Source organism: Mucilaginibacter daejeonensis (assembly GCF_020783335.1).
Taxonomy (GTDB): Bacteria; Bacteroidota; Bacteroidia; order Sphingobacteriales; family Sphingobacteriaceae; genus Mucilaginibacter; species Mucilaginibacter daejeonensis.
The window spans coordinates 1,608,802-1,623,587 of the sequence record NZ_CP086068.1; the positions used below are offsets into that span (position 1 = coordinate 1,608,802).

The 14,786-nt window shown below is 49.0% G+C and carries 17 protein-coding genes and 1 pseudogene; 14 read left to right on the forward strand and 4 right to left on the reverse strand.

Annotation, left to right across the window (positions count from 1 at the left end):
• Window positions 1-4: 4 nt before the first annotated feature.
• Window positions 5-811 (reverse strand): DUF3050 domain-containing protein, encoded by an 807-nt coding sequence (locus LLH06_RS06955; protein WP_228172543.1) that lies wholly within the window; start codon window positions 809-811, stop codon window positions 5-7.
• Window positions 812-964: 153 nt separating this feature from the next.
• On the opposite strand from LLH06_RS06955, the gene LLH06_RS06960 reads away from it, so the two are divergent.
• Together LLH06_RS06960 and LLH06_RS06965 are read left to right on the forward strand one after the other, a co-directional pair.
• Complete coding sequence (locus LLH06_RS06960; protein WP_228172544.1) at window positions 965-1,438, forward strand: sigma factor-like helix-turn-helix DNA-binding protein; 474 nt, start codon at window positions 965-967, stop codon at window positions 1,436-1,438.
• Window positions 1,431-1,940 carry a hypothetical protein gene (locus LLH06_RS06965; RefSeq protein WP_228172545.1) on the forward strand — a complete coding sequence of 170 codons (510 nt, stop codon included), beginning with the start codon at window positions 1,431-1,433 and terminating at the stop codon, window positions 1,938-1,940. Before LLH06_RS06960 ends, LLH06_RS06965 begins: the two co-directional genes overlap by 8 nt.
• A gap of 49 nt (window positions 1,941-1,989) precedes the next feature.
• Here LLH06_RS06965 and LLH06_RS06970 read toward each other — a convergent pair whose 3' ends face one another.
• Window positions 1,990-2,784 carry a TIGR00266 family protein gene (locus tag LLH06_RS06970; RefSeq protein ID WP_228172546.1) on the reverse strand — a complete coding sequence of 265 codons (795 nt, stop codon included), beginning with the start codon at window positions 2,782-2,784 and terminating at the stop codon, window positions 1,990-1,992.
• A gap of 157 nt (window positions 2,785-2,941) precedes the next feature.
• Here LLH06_RS06970 and LLH06_RS06975 point away from each other — a divergent pair, with 157 nt between their 5' ends.
• The 3 genes from LLH06_RS06975 to LLH06_RS06985 all read left to right on the forward strand — a co-directional run bounded on the left by LLH06_RS06975 (window position 2,942) and on the right by LLH06_RS06985 (window position 5,417).
• On the forward strand, window positions 2,942-3,190 hold the full coding sequence (locus tag LLH06_RS06975) for a hypothetical protein (protein ID WP_228172547.1): 249 nt from the start codon (window positions 2,942-2,944) through the stop codon (window positions 3,188-3,190).
• 122 nt (window positions 3,191-3,312) lie between these two features.
• Window positions 3,313-4,596, forward strand: a complete 1,284-nt coding sequence (locus tag LLH06_RS06980) for a DUF2130 domain-containing protein (RefSeq protein ID WP_228172548.1) — start codon at window positions 3,313-3,315, stop codon at window positions 4,594-4,596.
• An 86-nt stretch (window positions 4,597-4,682) separates the two neighbouring features.
• Entirely contained in the window at window positions 4,683-5,417 is a 735-nt protein-coding gene (locus tag LLH06_RS06985) for a DUF481 domain-containing protein (RefSeq protein ID WP_228172549.1), read from the forward strand.
• 205 nt (window positions 5,418-5,622) lie between these two features.
• On the opposite strand, the gene LLH06_RS06990 is transcribed toward LLH06_RS06985, so the two are convergent.
• Window positions 5,623-6,111 carry a VOC family protein gene (locus tag LLH06_RS06990; RefSeq protein ID WP_228172550.1) on the reverse strand — a complete coding sequence of 163 codons (489 nt, stop codon included), beginning with the start codon at window positions 6,109-6,111 and terminating at the stop codon, window positions 5,623-5,625.
• 56 nt (window positions 6,112-6,167) lie between these two features.
• Between LLH06_RS06990 and yihA the strand changes: the two genes are divergently transcribed.
• The 7 genes and pseudogenes from yihA to LLH06_RS07030 all read left to right on the forward strand — a co-directional run bounded on the left by yihA (window position 6,168) and on the right by LLH06_RS07030 (window position 13,154).
• Complete coding sequence (yihA, locus tag LLH06_RS06995) at window positions 6,168-6,776, forward strand: ribosome biogenesis GTP-binding protein YihA/YsxC (RefSeq protein WP_228172551.1); 609 nt, start codon at window positions 6,168-6,170, stop codon at window positions 6,774-6,776.
• A 28-nt stretch (window positions 6,777-6,804) separates the two neighbouring features.
• On the forward strand, window positions 6,805-7,662 hold the full coding sequence (locus LLH06_RS07000) for a UbiA-like polyprenyltransferase (RefSeq protein ID WP_228172552.1): 858 nt from the start codon (window positions 6,805-6,807) through the stop codon (window positions 7,660-7,662).
• On the forward strand, window positions 7,647-8,258 hold the full coding sequence (locus LLH06_RS07005; protein WP_228172553.1) for a Crp/Fnr family transcriptional regulator: 612 nt from the start codon (window positions 7,647-7,649) through the stop codon (window positions 8,256-8,258). The genes LLH06_RS07000 and LLH06_RS07005 overlap by 16 nt, the downstream gene beginning before the upstream one ends.
• A gap of 80 nt (window positions 8,259-8,338) precedes the next feature.
• Window positions 8,339-9,265: pseudogene (locus LLH06_RS20730) on the forward strand (NAD-dependent epimerase/dehydratase family protein).
• Between the two features lie 117 nt (window positions 9,266-9,382).
• Complete coding sequence (locus LLH06_RS07020) at window positions 9,383-11,083, forward strand: M3 family oligoendopeptidase (RefSeq protein WP_228172556.1); 1,701 nt, start codon at window positions 9,383-9,385, stop codon at window positions 11,081-11,083.
• Window positions 11,084-11,128: 45 nt separating this feature from the next.
• The gene (locus LLH06_RS07025; RefSeq protein WP_228172557.1) at window positions 11,129-12,589 is read left to right on the forward strand and encodes a DNA/RNA non-specific endonuclease; all 1,461 of its coding nucleotides are present in this window, start codon (window positions 11,129-11,131) and stop codon (window positions 12,587-12,589) included.
• Between the two features lie 100 nt (window positions 12,590-12,689).
• Entirely contained in the window at window positions 12,690-13,154 is a 465-nt protein-coding gene (locus LLH06_RS07030; RefSeq protein WP_228172558.1) for a DUF2147 domain-containing protein, read from the forward strand.
• Window positions 13,155-13,156: 2 nt separating this feature from the next.
• Here LLH06_RS07030 and trxA read toward each other — a convergent pair whose 3' ends face one another.
• Entirely contained in the window at window positions 13,157-13,453 is a 297-nt protein-coding gene (gene trxA, locus LLH06_RS07035) for a thioredoxin (protein WP_228172559.1), read from the reverse strand.
• 78 nt (window positions 13,454-13,531) lie between these two features.
• Here trxA and bla point away from each other — a divergent pair, with 78 nt between their 5' ends.
• Together bla and LLH06_RS07045 are read left to right on the forward strand one after the other, a co-directional pair.
• The gene (gene bla / locus LLH06_RS07040; RefSeq protein WP_228172560.1) at window positions 13,532-14,410 is read left to right on the forward strand and encodes a subclass B3 metallo-beta-lactamase; all 879 of its coding nucleotides are present in this window, start codon (window positions 13,532-13,534) and stop codon (window positions 14,408-14,410) included.
• Between the two features lie 30 nt (window positions 14,411-14,440).
• Window positions 14,441-14,776: a cupin domain-containing protein gene (locus tag LLH06_RS07045; RefSeq protein ID WP_228172561.1), complete on the forward strand. Its 336-nt coding sequence runs from the start codon at window positions 14,441-14,443 to the stop codon at window positions 14,774-14,776.
• The last annotated feature ends 10 nt before the right edge of the window (window positions 14,777-14,786 follow it).

The following is a 14,786-nucleotide window of genomic DNA, read 5'->3' on the forward strand; positions in this document are numbered from 1 at the left end:
AGATCTAAGCGGTCACGCTGATCGCCTGCAAAATGCCATCCCATAAGGCTATGCGTGCTTCTAAGGCCGCTTCAACGGCGTGTGTTGCCTCTGCCCACTTCTGTTCGTCGTCTCCGCAAAGTTCGGCGGTCATTTGATAAGCCAGGTGCGAGTGGTGGTCGCCATCTACCTCAATGTGGCGCTCCAGGTAATAGATCAATTGATCTACTTTACCCGGGAATTGTTCGCCTATCTCTTTCACCATGCTAATGAACATGTCGGGGATCAGGTCCTCGCGGCCAAAGGTGAACACTGCGGCCTGAATGTGGGGCTTGTTAGTGGCGATCACATCAAAGGTGTGCTGTACAAAACGGCGGGCGGCGTCAGGTATATCGGCACTTTGTAACGCTTCATTGATGTTCTTACCGTTCTGCAGCTCATTGAACAGGGCATGAATAGAGGTGGCTGCACCACCGGCCTGTTCCATGGCCTGCAGGTACAGTTCAAAATGGCTGGTGCGGTTGCCTTCCTGATCCACGTCGCTTTCCTCGCCGGTCACTATCTCGTTGATCAGGTAACAGGTATTCGTATTGGCCACCGGCATCCAGGGTAGTTGCACGCAGGTAAGCGTTTGCTGTAATGCTTTCAGTAATGACATGAAATCCCACACCGCGAACACATGGTGCTGCATAAAGGTATTCAGGTCGGCTAGTGAGGTGATCTGCTCGTACAGGCCGTGCCCGATCAATTGGGCTCGTAACGGCTGTATATGTTGTTTTAATGTCGCTATGCGCTGATCGGCTACGTTCATGCTCTTGTTAAAATTTTTCAAAAATAAAGTTCGTAGGTAAAACACCGAACTATACCATGGTTTATGACCAAAATGTGATCACTTTATCGTATAGATCCCGAATAATATGTACGTATAGCATATTAGCTAAGTTTTTTTCCTAATTTTATAAGTGATTTTTGTTCCCCTACATTAATGCATAAAGTGAAGATCGATGACCCTCAGTTACCTGTTGGTAATGCGGTGTTAGTGGCGCGAGCGCTGTATTATCGTTACAGCAGCTGGTTGTTAGGTTACCTGTTGGAAGTGCTGAAAGATCACCGGTTGGCCGAGCAATACCTGGTGGAGATATTTAAAGAAGTACCGGCCCGGCTCACTGATCTTAACGAGCATCCGTGGATCGGTCTTAAAGCATTGGCCAAAGCCAAATTATTAGGCCATTTCAATGGTTTGCGGATCAAAGATATGGTAGATGACCTGTCCAACACGGGCGACCGTTTAAAGTTCGATAGCTTTATCAGCACCATGAGTACAGAACAACAGATCGTTTTTTGCGGCGTTTACTATTACCAGAGGTCTACCCAGAACCTTGCCGAGGAAATGGGGATAACGGACCAGGAAGTAAAAAGGATTTTGAAGGAAGCTTTTGTAATGATCAAAAATGGATAACAGGGTAGACGAATTTATGGAAAGCGGCTTATTAGAAGCTTTTGTGATGGGCGCTACATCTGAGGATGAAGATAGGGAAGTGTTGCGCATGAAGAAGCAGCATCCGGCGGTAGCGCAGGAACTTGACCGGCTTGAACATGACCTTGAATTGCTGGCTAACAACATGGCCGTACCGCCGCCACCGGCGTTATGGGCACGCATAGAGGATGAGATCAATGGTCTTGCTGTGATTGGAAGGACCATGCCTGAGCGGCCAAGACCGGATACACATCAGCGGAAAGTACACGAGGAGCCGCTTAAAGGTCCCGATTATATAGAGGTGGAAGGCGCGAACACCCACATGCGCATACACAAAGCATGGCGATGGGCATTTGCGGCAGTATTTGTGTTGGGTAAGATATTCTTAGGTTTTGCGATATACTATTACCTGGAGAACCGCCAGGCCAAACAGAACATTCAGGACCTGAGGGAAGAGATCAGGGTGCTCAAGGGCGTCAAATAACAAGAAGGCCGATGGTTGATCATCGGCCTTTTTTGTATTACATCAGCGATCAATAACCGTCGCCATCAAGGAGGTTGCCCAGGCCGCCTAAAATGCTGCCTTCTTCACGGCGCCCGCCTACCGAACCATAGGTGAGGATACGGCTGGCCAGCCTGCTTACCGGCAGGGTTTGTATCCAGATCTTACCCGGACCACGCAGCGTAGCAAAGAATATACCCTCGCCACCAAATACCTTATTACGGATGCCGCCTATGAACTCGATGTCAAAATCAATACCCATGGTATAACCTACCAAACAACCCGTATCGATCTTGATCATTTCGCCGGCTTGCAGGTTACGCTCGAACACGTGGCCACCAGCATGCATAAAGGCCATACCGTCGCCCTGTAGTTTCTCCATAATAAAACCTTCGCCACCGAACAGGCCGGTACCCAGTTTACGTTGGAACTCTACGTTAATGGCCACGCCCTTAGCCGCGCACAAGAACGCGTCCTTTTGGCAAACCACCGCTCCGCCCAGTTGCGACAGGTCAAGCGGAATGATCTTGCCCGGGTAAGGAGAGGCAAAGCTCACTCGCCTCTTGCCGTGCCCAACGTTAGTGAACGCGGTCATGAACAAGCTTTCGCCCACCAGCAGTCGCTTGCCGGCGCTGAAGAGTTTGCCCATTAGTCCGCCGCCTTGTTGCTGACTGCCATCGCCAAAAATGGTCTGCATTTGTACGCCTTCGTCCATCATCATGAACGCGCCCGATTCGGCGATCGCGGTCTCGCTTGGATCAAGCTCGATCTCAACGTATTGCATCTCTTCGCCAAATATCTTGTAGTCTATCTCGTGATTCTGCATATGTATCTTGTTATCGTTGTTTGATGTTTAGATGTTGCCACGGAGCTAAAATTACAGATTAGCGCAAAAAAATGTGAACCTGTTGGTGTGCCGATCTCAAATAATCGAAACCAGCGCTCATTGCATAGGTTAAACATATACACCCATACTTACAGCCATGGAAGCATTCACCATCAAATGTCATATTGACGAACTGGAAACAGGATTGATCGCCTATCCGCTTGATGAGAGTTACACCCGCTTTAAGCTGGAGAACATAACCGGTGAACCCGATCCCATGTTCATTAACAAGGACGAGAGCGGACATTGGACGATCGAGAAAAGCGGCTCCATTTCGTTACCTGAACATGTTTTTGAGCAATGTTGCAACGAGCTGCAAAGGCAGTTATCTCAACATAAAAAATAAGTTCATCTGTTATTTGCGTCTGCCTTTATCGCTGACCTCCTCGTTGTCATTTGCCTGTAACGGGAACTTTTACTAATATTTTTATCAAAAATTACTGTTACCTTTAACTCTGGTTAAACGATATGGCAACAGAAGTAAAATGTCCTAATTGCGGTCATGGATTCCCGATAGAGGAAGTAATGACCGAAGAGTACAAGAAGCAGCTGCGCAACAAGATGCAGCAGTATACTCAGCAAAAGGAAGAAGAGTACCGCAAGAACATCCAGCAGCGTGAGGATGAGTACCGCAAAAAGGAGGACGAGTTCAACGCCAGGCAACGTCAGCAACAGCAGCAATTTGACCTGAGACTGGCCGATGAAAAGCGCAAGGTACAGCAGGAGATGGAAGAGGCGTTGCGCCGGTCGATACAGGCCGATGTGGAGCACCAGATGCGTTTGTTAGAGAACTCGGTAAAGGAGCAGGATGAAAAGTTACGTGCTGCCCGCCAAAAAGAGCTCGAGTACATGCAAAAAGAGCGCGACCTAAAACAACGCGAAGAAGAACTGGAGCTGATCACCGAGCGCAAGCTACAGGAGCAACGCGAGGCATTGGCCGAGAATATTCGCAAGCAGGAGGCCGAGAAATTTTCGGTACGCGATAGCGAGTACCAGTTCAAAGTACGTGAGCTGGAAAAGCAATTGGACGACCAAAAACGTTTGGCCGAAGAGATGAAACGCAAGGCCGAGCAGGGCTCTATGCAATTACAGGGGGAGGTACAGGAGTTGATGCTCGAAGAGCAGCTTCGTGGTTACTTCCCGTTCGATATGGTGAACGAGGTAGGCAAGGGTATCCGTGGTGCCGATTGTATTCAGACCGTTCGCAACCAATTCGGCCATGAGTGCGGCAAGATCATTTACGAGAGTAAGCGCACCAAGGAGTTCGGTGGCGACTGGATCGAGAAACTGAAAAAAGACATGCGCCATATGGGTGCCGATATAGCCGTGATCGTGACCCAATGCTACCCAAAAGATATGGAGTGCTTTGGCGAGAAGGATGGCGTTTGGATCTGCTCATTCAATGAGCTTAAAGCGGTATCGTATGTGCTCCGTGCCGGCATCATGAAAACCTCGGCCATTTTAAAGGCCCAGGAAGGCAAAGGCGATAAAATGCATCTGCTGTATGACTACCTTATGAGCAGCGAATTTAACGAGCAATGGAAGGCCCTGCGCGAAGGTTTTACTGCTATGCGTCTGTCCATCCATAAAGAGCGTGAGGCCATGGAGAAACTTTGGAAAATGCGCGAGAAACAACTCGAAAAAGTACTCCTTAGCGCCGTGCACATCCAGGGCTCTATAGAAGGTATTGCCGGTAGTGATAACATCAGCCTGAGCCTTACTGATGATGAGGATATGCTGATGCTGGGATAGGGTAGGAGAGGCCCTGTGGGCCGCCTGTGCAAACAATACGGGTAGTTGGGTTGTCAGTTCATGAACATACCACCCAACTCCCGCCTATGCATATACGCTATATCCTGATCATTGCATTGCTTTTTTGCGGCCGGGTGGCGTTGGCTCAACTCAATGATACGGTTCACTATCATGTCACCTTCAATGCGTCGGGATCCGCCAACCGAACGCGCGATGGGAATTCTTACCTGCTCAACAATGGCCTTCGTTTCGAGATGAAGAAGAAAACCATTAGCCTTAATGCCAGCAATAGCTGGGTATACGGTAAAGCCGACAGGTCGCTCACCAACAATGACTACTCCTCATCCGTCGACTTCAATTTGTACAAAGCCATACCGCACGCCTACTACTGGGGTTTGGCCAATTATAATACCAGCTACTCGCTTAAGATCAACAGCCAATTACTGACCGGGCTTGGCGTGGCTTACAGCATTTACGACCGGCCTAATGCCTACCTGAATGTGAGCGATGGGGTACTATATGACCTGAGCGACATCAACACCTCCGATACCACCCGCGAGGTTTACCACACTTACCGCAACTCGCTAAGGGTACAGTTCCACTTTGTGATCCGTGACCTGGTCACATTGGATAGTGGTAACTTTATCCAGAACTCCTTTACCCGCAAAGGCGATTACATCTTGCGTACCAGCTTTGCCCTGGGCTTCAAGCTTAGCAATTGGCTAAGCCTGAACAGCTCATTAGCCTACAACAAGATCGCCCGTACTGACAGCGAGAACCTCCTGCTGACCTATGGTCTTAAGTTTGAAAAGTTCTTTTGAAAGAACGGCCCGTCAGACTGGATCCTCTATTTCCCGAACATATTATTGAACGGTTATGCACTTGCATCACTTGCACACTTTTGCGTATCAATTCGTGCGTTTCTTTGGTCAAAATGATGTTCTAAGCACTATAACCAAAAGTAATATTGATGTGTAAGAATTTATAAATGAACGATTTGTGGCAATCAAATAAACTATGAGTTTATTAAAGTTCGTTTAGCAAGCCATCGATATCCAAACGCTTGGTGTACATGGTCAGCTCGCCTTTTTCGTCTACTGGCCACTGCTCTTTGGGGCGGTCCCAGTAAAGTTCCACCCCGTTCAGGTCAGGGTCGTTCAGGTAAATGGCCTCAGATACACCATGGTCAGATGCGCCGGTGATCTGCGGATACTTCTCATCGATCAGCCGTTGCATAATGGCGGCAAGGTCGCGGCGCTCGGGGTAGAGGATAGCCGTGTGGTAAAGCCCGGGGTAGCGGTCGGGAGCAGGGTCGGAGCCGAGGCTGTGCCAAGTGTTCAAACCAATGTGATGGTGATAGCCACCGGCAGAGATGAAGGCCGCCTGAGTGCCATACTTCATCATCAGTTCAAAGCCTAACAGGCCGCAGTAAAAATCAAGAGAACGTTGCAGGTCGCTTACTTTGAGGTGCACATGGCCTATGCGGGTATGTGCAGGTATTTGATAATCGCTCATGTTAAAATAAATGTTTAAACATCAAATATAGAAAGGGCAATTCGTACCTTTGTATCATGAATGTAAGATCTGCCGAGTTCATATGCAGTAATACACAGATTTCCAAACTGCCGCCACCCGAAAAGCCGGAATACGCTTTCATTGGCAGATCCAATGTAGGGAAATCGTCTCTCATTAATATGCTCACTGCCAAAAAGGGTTTAGCTAAAACATCGCAAACCCCTGGTAAAACGCAACTTATCAATCACTTTTATATTAACGAAGAGTGGTATTTGGTCGATCTTCCTGGCTATGGTTATGCCCGCATCTCTAAAAGCAAAAAGGAGGATTGGAACAAGTTCATCCGCACTTACCTGGATAAGCGTGAGAGTTTGCAGTGCGTGCTGGTGCTGATCGATAGTCGCCTGGAACCACAAAAGATAGACCTGGAGTTCTGCAACTGGTTAGGGAGCAAAGGGCTGCCCTTCGTATTGATCTTCACTAAGGCCGATAAGCAGTCGAACGTGAAGACCGACCAGAACGTAGCCAAATTCAAGAAAGCCTTGAAGGCCTCGTTCGAGGAAATACCGCAATACTTTATCACTTCCTCAGAAAATAAACTGGGACGCGATGAGGTGTTGAATTTTATTGACGAAGTGAACAAGGGCTTTGTGAAGAACTGGTAACCTATCCAGGCAAGATAAGAGATACAGCATGAAAAAATACTTTTCCTTAGTAACATTTTCGCACACCATATTCGCCATGCCTTTCGCCTTTATCGGCTTTTTCTTGGCGGTCAGTACCACCCCGCATCCGTTCGATTGGCTTAAGCTGTTGCTGATGTTGTTGTGCATGGTATTTGCCCGTAACTCGGCCATGGCTTTCAACCGTTACCTCGACCGCGACATCGATGCCATGAATCCGCGTACTAAGGTGCGCGATATTCCTGCCGGCCGTATATCACCTGCTTCGGCATTAACTTTTACTTTAGTTAATTGCGCTTTGTTCGTGATAACTACATGGTTCATTAATCGCATTTGCTTTTACCTTTCGCCTGTGGCGTTATTAGTGGTGCTGGGATATAGTGCTACCAAACGCTTCACCGCGCTTTGTCACCTGGTGCTTGGGTTAGGCCTTTCGTTAGCCCCCATCGGTGCGTACCTGGTGGTGGCAGGTGAGTTCGCCATGTTGCCGGTGTTCTTCTCGCTGGCAGTGGTTTGCTGGGTGAGCGGTTTTGATATCATCTACGCTTTGCAGGATGAAGGCTTCGACCGGGAGAACCGTTTGCATTCGATCCCAAGTGTGTTGGGTACCGAACGCGCTTTGGCCGTGTCCACCTTCTTGCATGTACTGTCGGCGGTGTTCGTGATCATGCCGGCCATCTACACGGAGGTAGGGGTACCATACTACATCGGTATACTGGTGTATTGCAGTATGTTGGTGTATCAGCATCGCCTGGTAAAACCCAATGATCTGAGCCGCGTCAACTTCGCCTTCATGACCACCAATGGAATAGCCAGTGTGGTGTTCGCCGTATTTTTCCTGATCGATCGGTTATGGATCCGCAAGTAAAAGCTCACTTTGATACCTTTAGGTTCGAGCTCGAGAAGCTGGTCATCTTCACCAATGAAGAGTGGGCGCTTTTTGAACCTCATTTAAAGCTGCGTAGGTTGAAGAAGAAAGAGCTTTTTACCGAGGTGGGCAACGTATGCACCGAGGTAGGCTTCATCGTGTCAGGTTCGATACGTTTTTATCACGTGAAGGACGGACAGGAGATCACCAACTACTTTTGCCTCGATAACGAATTTGTAAGCTCCTATAAAAGCTTTTTGGTACAGCAGCCAAGCAATACCTACCTGCAGGCATTGGAGGACTGTACGCTCGTCGTATTCACCTACAACTCGATGCAGCGGTTACTGGATGACCCACGCATAGCCCTAAAGATGGAGCGCTTTGGCCGAAAGATAGCGGAGTATCTCATTTGCTGTTATGAGGATAGGGTATTGGCCTTTGTGGTACAAACTCCCGAGGAACGCTACATGGCCCTGCTTAACAGTAACTCTCGCATATTGCAACGCATCCCTCAGCATTACCTGGCCAATTACCTGGGCATTACCCCAGTGTCACTATCTCGCATCCGCAAGCGCATGTTCGAGCCAGCAAAGTGAGCTGAGCCGTTTTCTTATCTTTTGTTAACGTTTTGGCTGTCAGCCGCCACCTACTTTTGGATTAACAACATCTAAAAGCTATGCATATCATTTTAGGAGCAGGCGGCCCGGTAGCCAATGCACTTACCGCCCAATTACTACAAAACAATATTCCCGTGAGGCTGGTAAGCCGCAGGCCAATCCAACCCAACGATCCACTGGCCCAGTGGCATCGTGCCGACCTCACCAACCCCGCTGAATTAATGGAAGCCACCAAAGGCGCCACGGTGATCTACCTTTGCGCCGGGCTGGTTTACGACAAGGATATATGGCGCCAGCAATGGCCTATCATCATGACCAACGTTATCAACGCAGCCAAACAGGTCAATGCCCGGGTCATATTCTTTGATAACGTGTACATGTACGGACTGGTGAACGGCCCCATGGTGTAGACCACACCCTACAACCCATCAAGTGTGAAAGGGGAGGTTCGCGCCAAGGTAGCAACTCAACTAATGGATGAGGTAAAAGCAGGTAACTTGCAGGCTACCATAGCAAGGGGTGCCGATTTTTACGGTGCCGAAAGCTTGAACAGCTTCTACGATAGCATGGTGCTGGCCAAATATGCCAAAAAGGAAAAGGCGATGTGGTTAGGTAAGGCTGATACGTTGCACAGCTTCACTTACGTGCCTGATGCGGGTAAGGCCATGTACCTGTTAGGCCAGCACCCGGAGCATGATAAACAGATCTGGCATGTGCCCACCGCCGCACCGCTCACCGGCAAACAATTTATCGAACTGGCGGCAAAGGTGTTCGAAACCAAGCCCCGATATACCTCGGTCAATAAGTTCATGTTGCAGATCATGGGCATGTTCAGCAAAGTGATCGGTGGTACGGTAGAGATGTATTACCAGTATGACCATGATTACCATTTCAATTCGGATAAGTTCGAGAGGGCGTTCGGTGTTAAGCCAACCACTTATGAGGACGGTGTAAGGCACCTATCTCGCACTTTGTTCAGCTTATGATCGGTCAAGGCATGAGGCGTTCGGCGTGCATCATGGGAGTATAATTATTTCCTTTTCATTTGGTTTATCATCGGCTCATCCGCATATTCGCACTTCTACATTTTAATTGGAAAGAGCATGATAGCCGCTAAAGAAAGAAAATATATACCCACTCAACTGGAGATCAAATGGGAGAATCTGGAACCTATATACCAGGAATTGAGCGACAGGCAGATCAGCAACGTGGCCGAATTGGAGCAATGGCTACGCGACCGTAGCGAACTGGAAGCCGCTTTAGAGGAAGATTTCGCCTGGCGATACATCCGCATGACGTGCGATACCGCCAGCGAAGAACTGTTGCAGAACTTCCAATACTTTGCTACCGAAGTGGAGCCTAAGATAGCGCCGTTCAATAACAAGCTCAATAAAAAACTGGTTGATAACGAATTTGTTGACCAGCTTGACGAGGAGAGATACTTCATATACTTGCGAGGCATCAGGAAGGCCATCGAGCTGTTCCGCGAAGAGAACATACCAATACAGACCGAGCTTCAAGTAGAGCAGCAAAAATACCAATCGATGACCGGTGCCATGTCGGTCGAGATAGATGGTAAAGAGCTTACTCTGGAGCAGGCTGGTGCGTTGTTAAAAGATACTGATCGCGCCAAACGTCAGGCCGCCTGGGAAAAGATCACCGCCCGCCGCTTGCAGGATAAGCAGGCCATGGACAAGCTTTTTGACCTGCTATTGGTGTTGCGTCACAAACTTGCTCTTAACGCAGGTTTTACCAACTACCGCGACTACAAGTTCCAGGAACTGGGCCGTTTTGATTACACCCCGCAGGATTGCTATGCCTTTCATGAGGCCATAGAAACGGAGGTGGTGCCCATCCTGCGTGAGCAGGCTCAAAAGCGCCAGGAAGCTTTAGGCTTAGATAGCCTGAAGCCATGGGATATGGATGTTGACATTACTGGCAAAGCACCATTGAAACCATTCCAGAACGGCGAGGAGCTGATCGACCGCTCGATCGTTTGTTTTGACCGCATTGGCTCATACTTGGGTGACCGCTTGCGAGTGATGAAAGAGAACGGATTGTTCGATGTGGAAAGCCGTAAAGGTAAAGCTCCAGGAGGCTATAACTATCCACTGGCCGAGACCGGTGCGCCGTTCATCTTCATGAATTCAGCCAATACCTTTCGTGATCTGACCACCATGGTACACGAGGGCGGCCATGCCATCCATACCTTCCTGACCGCCAACATTGAGCTGAACGACCTGAAGCATTGCCCAAGCGAGGTGGCCGAACTGGCTTCCATGTCTATGGAGCTGATATCGATGGACCAATGGGATGTATACTTCAGCAACGAGGAGGAATTGAAACGTGCCAAGCGTGATCAGCTGATCGATGTGTTAAAGACCTTGCCTTGGGTGGCCGTGGTGGATCAGTTCCAGCACTGGTTATACACCAACCCCGACCATACCGATGCGCAGCGTACCGAGGGTTGGGTGCAGATCTATGAGCGTTTTGGCGCTGGTTTTATTGACTGGAGCGAACACCGCGAAGCGGAGGCCAACCTGTGGCAAAAACAATTGCACATCTTCGAGGTGCCGTTCTACTACATCGAGTACGGCATGGCTCAGTTAGGCGCTATTGCCGTTTGGAAGAACTACAAAGAGAACCCTGAAAAAGGGTTGCAGCAATATCTTGATGCATTAAAGTTGGGTTACACTAAAACTATCAAGGAGATATACGAAACCGCCGGTATCAAATTTGATTTCAGCGCCGGTTACGTGAAGGACCTTGCCGAATTCGTGAAAAGCGAGTTAGACAAGATCTGATCCCCGGCTCGTAGCCCAATTTCAAACCTATTTCATCACGCGATCATGAGGGCATATCGTGCCTTCATGATCGCGTTAAAGTTACTGCCCATGAAGCGCATCATCTACCTTTTTGCAGCATGGTTACTGACCGGCCTCATCGCCTGTAACAGCAACGAACAGCACACTCAGCAAGATAGCCCTACACTACCCAACGGCATACCAAAACAGGTAAGTCCTATATTAAGGGAGGGGTTTGAAACGGGTGCCAAGCCGTCATATACAGCGGAGACCATTCAACTCAAAAGTGGACGCTGGTATTTGAAGGATGCGTTGATCGCGGCGAGCGAACAGGACGCGAAGGACGGGGATCATTCAGTGCGCATCCGCAACAAGGGCACGCTACGCATGGAACAGGATGTAGATGGTGTTTCAAAGGTCACTATCAAGCATGCCGCCTACGCCGGTAATAAAACATCGGCCTGGCAGTTGCAAATGTCGGTAGACGGGGGGAATACTTACACCCAGGTAGGGGCCAGTATGGTCGCATCAACAGGGCCACTGCAAAAGGTCACTTTTCTGGTGAACCATAAGGGGCCTATCCGGTTCGCCATTGTGAAGACCTCCGGCAGAAGCAACCGTATCAATATCGACAACATCGTGCTTTATGGTTATGATGCCAATGCACCGATCCATACAACTGGTGATACCGCAGCAGCTGCAATGACCGATTCGGCCGTGGCCGGCGATAATGGTGACATGCTGATGGGGAACCCCAGTAATGCAAAAACCGATGTAAAGGATCCCAACAATTACCTCATCGAACGTCCGTACTACACCATGAGTTACAACCGCAGCCGCAGCACGCCCAACTGGGTAAGCTGGTACGTAGGGGAGGAGAGCATGGGAAGGGCCAAACGGCAAAATGATTTCAGACCTGATGACTCGCTACCCAAAGGTTGGTACCGTGTGCAAAGCAACAGCTACTATGGCAGTGGTTTCGAGCGGGGTCACAATTGTCCTTCGGCCGATCGCACCAGTTCGGTAAAGGCCAATTCGGCCACTTTCCTGATGAGTAACATGATACCGCAGGCACCCGCCAATAATGAGTATACCTGGAGCAACCTGGAGAGTTACGAGCGTTTACTGGTCAAAAAAGGGAACGAGGTGTATGTGATCATGGGGAGCTATGGCAATGGCGGCTATGGTACCCAAGGTTATCATACCACAATAGATGGTGGCCACATCGCTGTTCCGCAGTACATCTGGAAGGTTTTGGTAGTGATACCAAGCGGTTATAATGACCTGTCGAGGGTCAATGCCAACACCCGTGTCATAGCGGTGATCACACCTAATAATAACTCGGTAAGTCCTGATTGGACCAGGTATCTATGCACGGTGCGCGATATTGAAAAGGCCACAGGGTATGACCTCTTATCGAAGCTTCCTAAAGCCATACAAGATGCTATCGAAACTCGTAAAGACGCGGGCATGGCCTATGAGGACGCTTACATCAACCGCTCGTGACCGTCATTTTTAGATAAACGATAATGTCGACTTGATGCGATTGTAAAACAATTGTAAATTTCCAGTGGTTTAATGCTTAACTTGTTATACGTTTTGCATCATGATCAGGAGAAGTTCGGCTTTTGTTTTACTATTAACGCTAATGGGCTCGGCGCTTAGTGCTAATAACGCGTTAATAGAGCCTTGCGACAGGATATGTGGTAAATGGGAATCGGAGAAAAGGAACTGCGTAGTGCAGGTATTTCACGACGGTGACGACTTTGGCGCCAAGCTGGTTTGGTTCAATGATGATGACGACCCGTCGCGCCCGATGGAGACCCGTACTGACCACAAGAACCCCGACCCGAACCTGCGTAACCGCAAACTCATTGGCATGAATGTGTTGGAAGGTATGACCTATTATCCCAAGACCAACAGCTGGGAGAACGGCAAGATATACGATGCGCAGACCGGTAAAAAATGGAGCTCATCTGCCGTGATCGCACCTGACGGCTCACTAAAGGTCACCGGCTACTGGAAATTCAAGTTCATTGGCCGCACCATGGCCTTCCATCGAGTGCAGTGATCCTAAACATATTGCTGGATGATCTGCTTGAGCTGACCGGCCTGCATCACGCCACTTTGACGCCATTTGTTGTCGCCGTTCTTGAATAGGATCAATGTAGGAACGCCCTGAATGCGGTAAGCTTGTGCCACAGCAGGATTCTTATCAATATCTATCTTTACGATCTTCACCTGGTCGCCCATTTCATCTTTTACTTGTTTTAGTATGGGGGCCATCATTTTACAGGGTCCGCACCATTCGGCCGAAAAGTCTACCAACACGGGTTGTGATGAGTTGATGATATCTTGAAAACTTGCCATGATCTTATGATTTAAAGTTTAACAAACATAAGGCAGATCCGTTTTTTGCACCTTATTTTTGAGCGTAATATTCATCCCATGAAAAGGTATCTCATCAATACGGTATTTGCCTTAACGTTCGTTATTTGCGGCTTAGCGGCTTGTGCACAAGTAAAGGTACAGGAGCCGAATGATACGCCGGGGGAATGGTCAAAACCATACCCGCCGTTCCGTATAGCCGGTGATCTTTATTATGTAGGTACCGAGGACCTGGCGTGCTATCTCATCACCACCAACAAAGGAAACATCCTGATCAATACCGGCCTGGCCAACTCTGCCGACATCATCGCCAATAATATCAAAACTTTAGGATTCAAATTAAGCGACACCAAGATATTGCTCACCACCCAAGCCCATTACGACCACATGGGCGCCATGGCTGCGATCAAAGCTCGTACAGGTGCCAAAATGCTGGTTGATGCCGCAGATGCACAGGTGATGAAAGACGGCGGCGCGTCAGACTATGCCTTAGGTAATGGCAAGCCCACCTATACACCGTTGAAACCCGACGGCCTTTTGCACGACAGGGATGTGATAGAGCTTGGGAATGTAAAGCTGACGATGCTACATCACCCCGGCCACACTAAGGGCTCGTGCAGTTACCTATTTGATGTGAAGGATGACCAACGGACCTATCGGGTGCTGATTGCCAATATGCCTACAATAGTGGCCAGCAAGCCGTTCGATCAGGTGACTGCTTATCCGCAGATCGCACAGGACTATGCCTACACCCTGAAGGCTATGGCGGGGCTTAAATTCGATATCTGGCTTGCTTCACACGCCAGCCAGTTCGATCTACAAGGCAAGCACAAGCCGGGCAGTGCCTATAACCCATCAGCATTTATTGACCAGGGTGGGTATGATGAGCTCCTGTCGGACCTTAACAACGCCTATCAGCAAAAGCTGAAACAGAAATAATTCAACTCATATTTTACAATAGAACCCTTTATGGACACTTCGATATTCAGACAGTTCAGCGATATACAGGCCAAGCAAATGTCGCCGGGCTACATGGCCAAATTGATACACACGGATGTTAACACCCTTAACTTTTTAGAGGTGGAGGCGGGCGCTGTATCAGCCATCCATACCCACCCGCATCATCAGTGCGCTTTTGTGCTGGAGGGGCAATTTGAGCTGACCGTGAACGGTGAGGCGCAGATATTGGATGCTAATACCTTTGCCGTGATCCCGCCCAATGTGCCGCATGGCGGGAAGGCCATCACCAACTGCAAACTGCTGGACATCTTCAGCCCGATACGTGAGGACCTGCGCGCACTATAAATACAGAGAT

What these genes read in the sequence shown, in the direction of transcription:
- LLH06_RS06960 (WP_228172544.1), top strand. Translation starts at nt 965, where the DNA reads ATGCATAAAGTGAAGATCGATGACCCTCAGTTACCTGTTGGTAATGCG.
- LLH06_RS06965 (WP_228172545.1), top strand. Translation starts at nt 1,431, where the DNA reads ATGGATAACAGGGTAGACGAATTTATGGAAAGCGGCTTATTAGAAGCT.
- LLH06_RS06970 (WP_228172546.1), bottom strand. Translation starts at nt 2,784, where the DNA reads ATGCAGAATCACGAGATAGACTACAAGATATTTGGCGAAGAGATGCAA.
- LLH06_RS06975 (WP_228172547.1), top strand. Translation starts at nt 2,942, where the DNA reads ATGGAAGCATTCACCATCAAATGTCATATTGACGAACTGGAAACAGGA.
- LLH06_RS06980 (WP_228172548.1), top strand. Translation starts at nt 3,313, where the DNA reads ATGGCAACAGAAGTAAAATGTCCTAATTGCGGTCATGGATTCCCGATA.
- LLH06_RS06985 (WP_228172549.1), top strand. Translation starts at nt 4,683, where the DNA reads ATGCATATACGCTATATCCTGATCATTGCATTGCTTTTTTGCGGCCGG.
- LLH06_RS06990 (WP_228172550.1), bottom strand. Translation starts at nt 6,111, where the DNA reads ATGAGCGATTATCAAATACCTGCACATACCCGCATAGGCCATGTGCAC.
- yihA (WP_228172551.1), top strand. Translation starts at nt 6,168, where the DNA reads ATGAATGTAAGATCTGCCGAGTTCATATGCAGTAATACACAGATTTCC.
- LLH06_RS07000 (WP_228172552.1), top strand. Translation starts at nt 6,805, where the DNA reads ATGAAAAAATACTTTTCCTTAGTAACATTTTCGCACACCATATTCGCC.
- LLH06_RS07005 (WP_228172553.1), top strand. Translation starts at nt 7,647, where the DNA reads ATGGATCCGCAAGTAAAAGCTCACTTTGATACCTTTAGGTTCGAGCTC.
- LLH06_RS07020 (WP_228172556.1), top strand. Translation starts at nt 9,383, where the DNA reads ATGATAGCCGCTAAAGAAAGAAAATATATACCCACTCAACTGGAGATC.
- LLH06_RS07025 (WP_228172557.1), top strand. Translation starts at nt 11,129, where the DNA reads ATGAGGGCATATCGTGCCTTCATGATCGCGTTAAAGTTACTGCCCATG.
- LLH06_RS07030 (WP_228172558.1), top strand. Translation starts at nt 12,690, where the DNA reads ATGATCAGGAGAAGTTCGGCTTTTGTTTTACTATTAACGCTAATGGGC.
- trxA (WP_228172559.1), bottom strand. Translation starts at nt 13,453, where the DNA reads ATGGCAAGTTTTCAAGATATCATCAACTCATCACAACCCGTGTTGGTA.
- bla (WP_228172560.1), top strand. Translation starts at nt 13,532, where the DNA reads ATGAAAAGGTATCTCATCAATACGGTATTTGCCTTAACGTTCGTTATT.
- LLH06_RS07045 (WP_228172561.1), top strand. Translation starts at nt 14,441, where the DNA reads ATGGACACTTCGATATTCAGACAGTTCAGCGATATACAGGCCAAGCAA.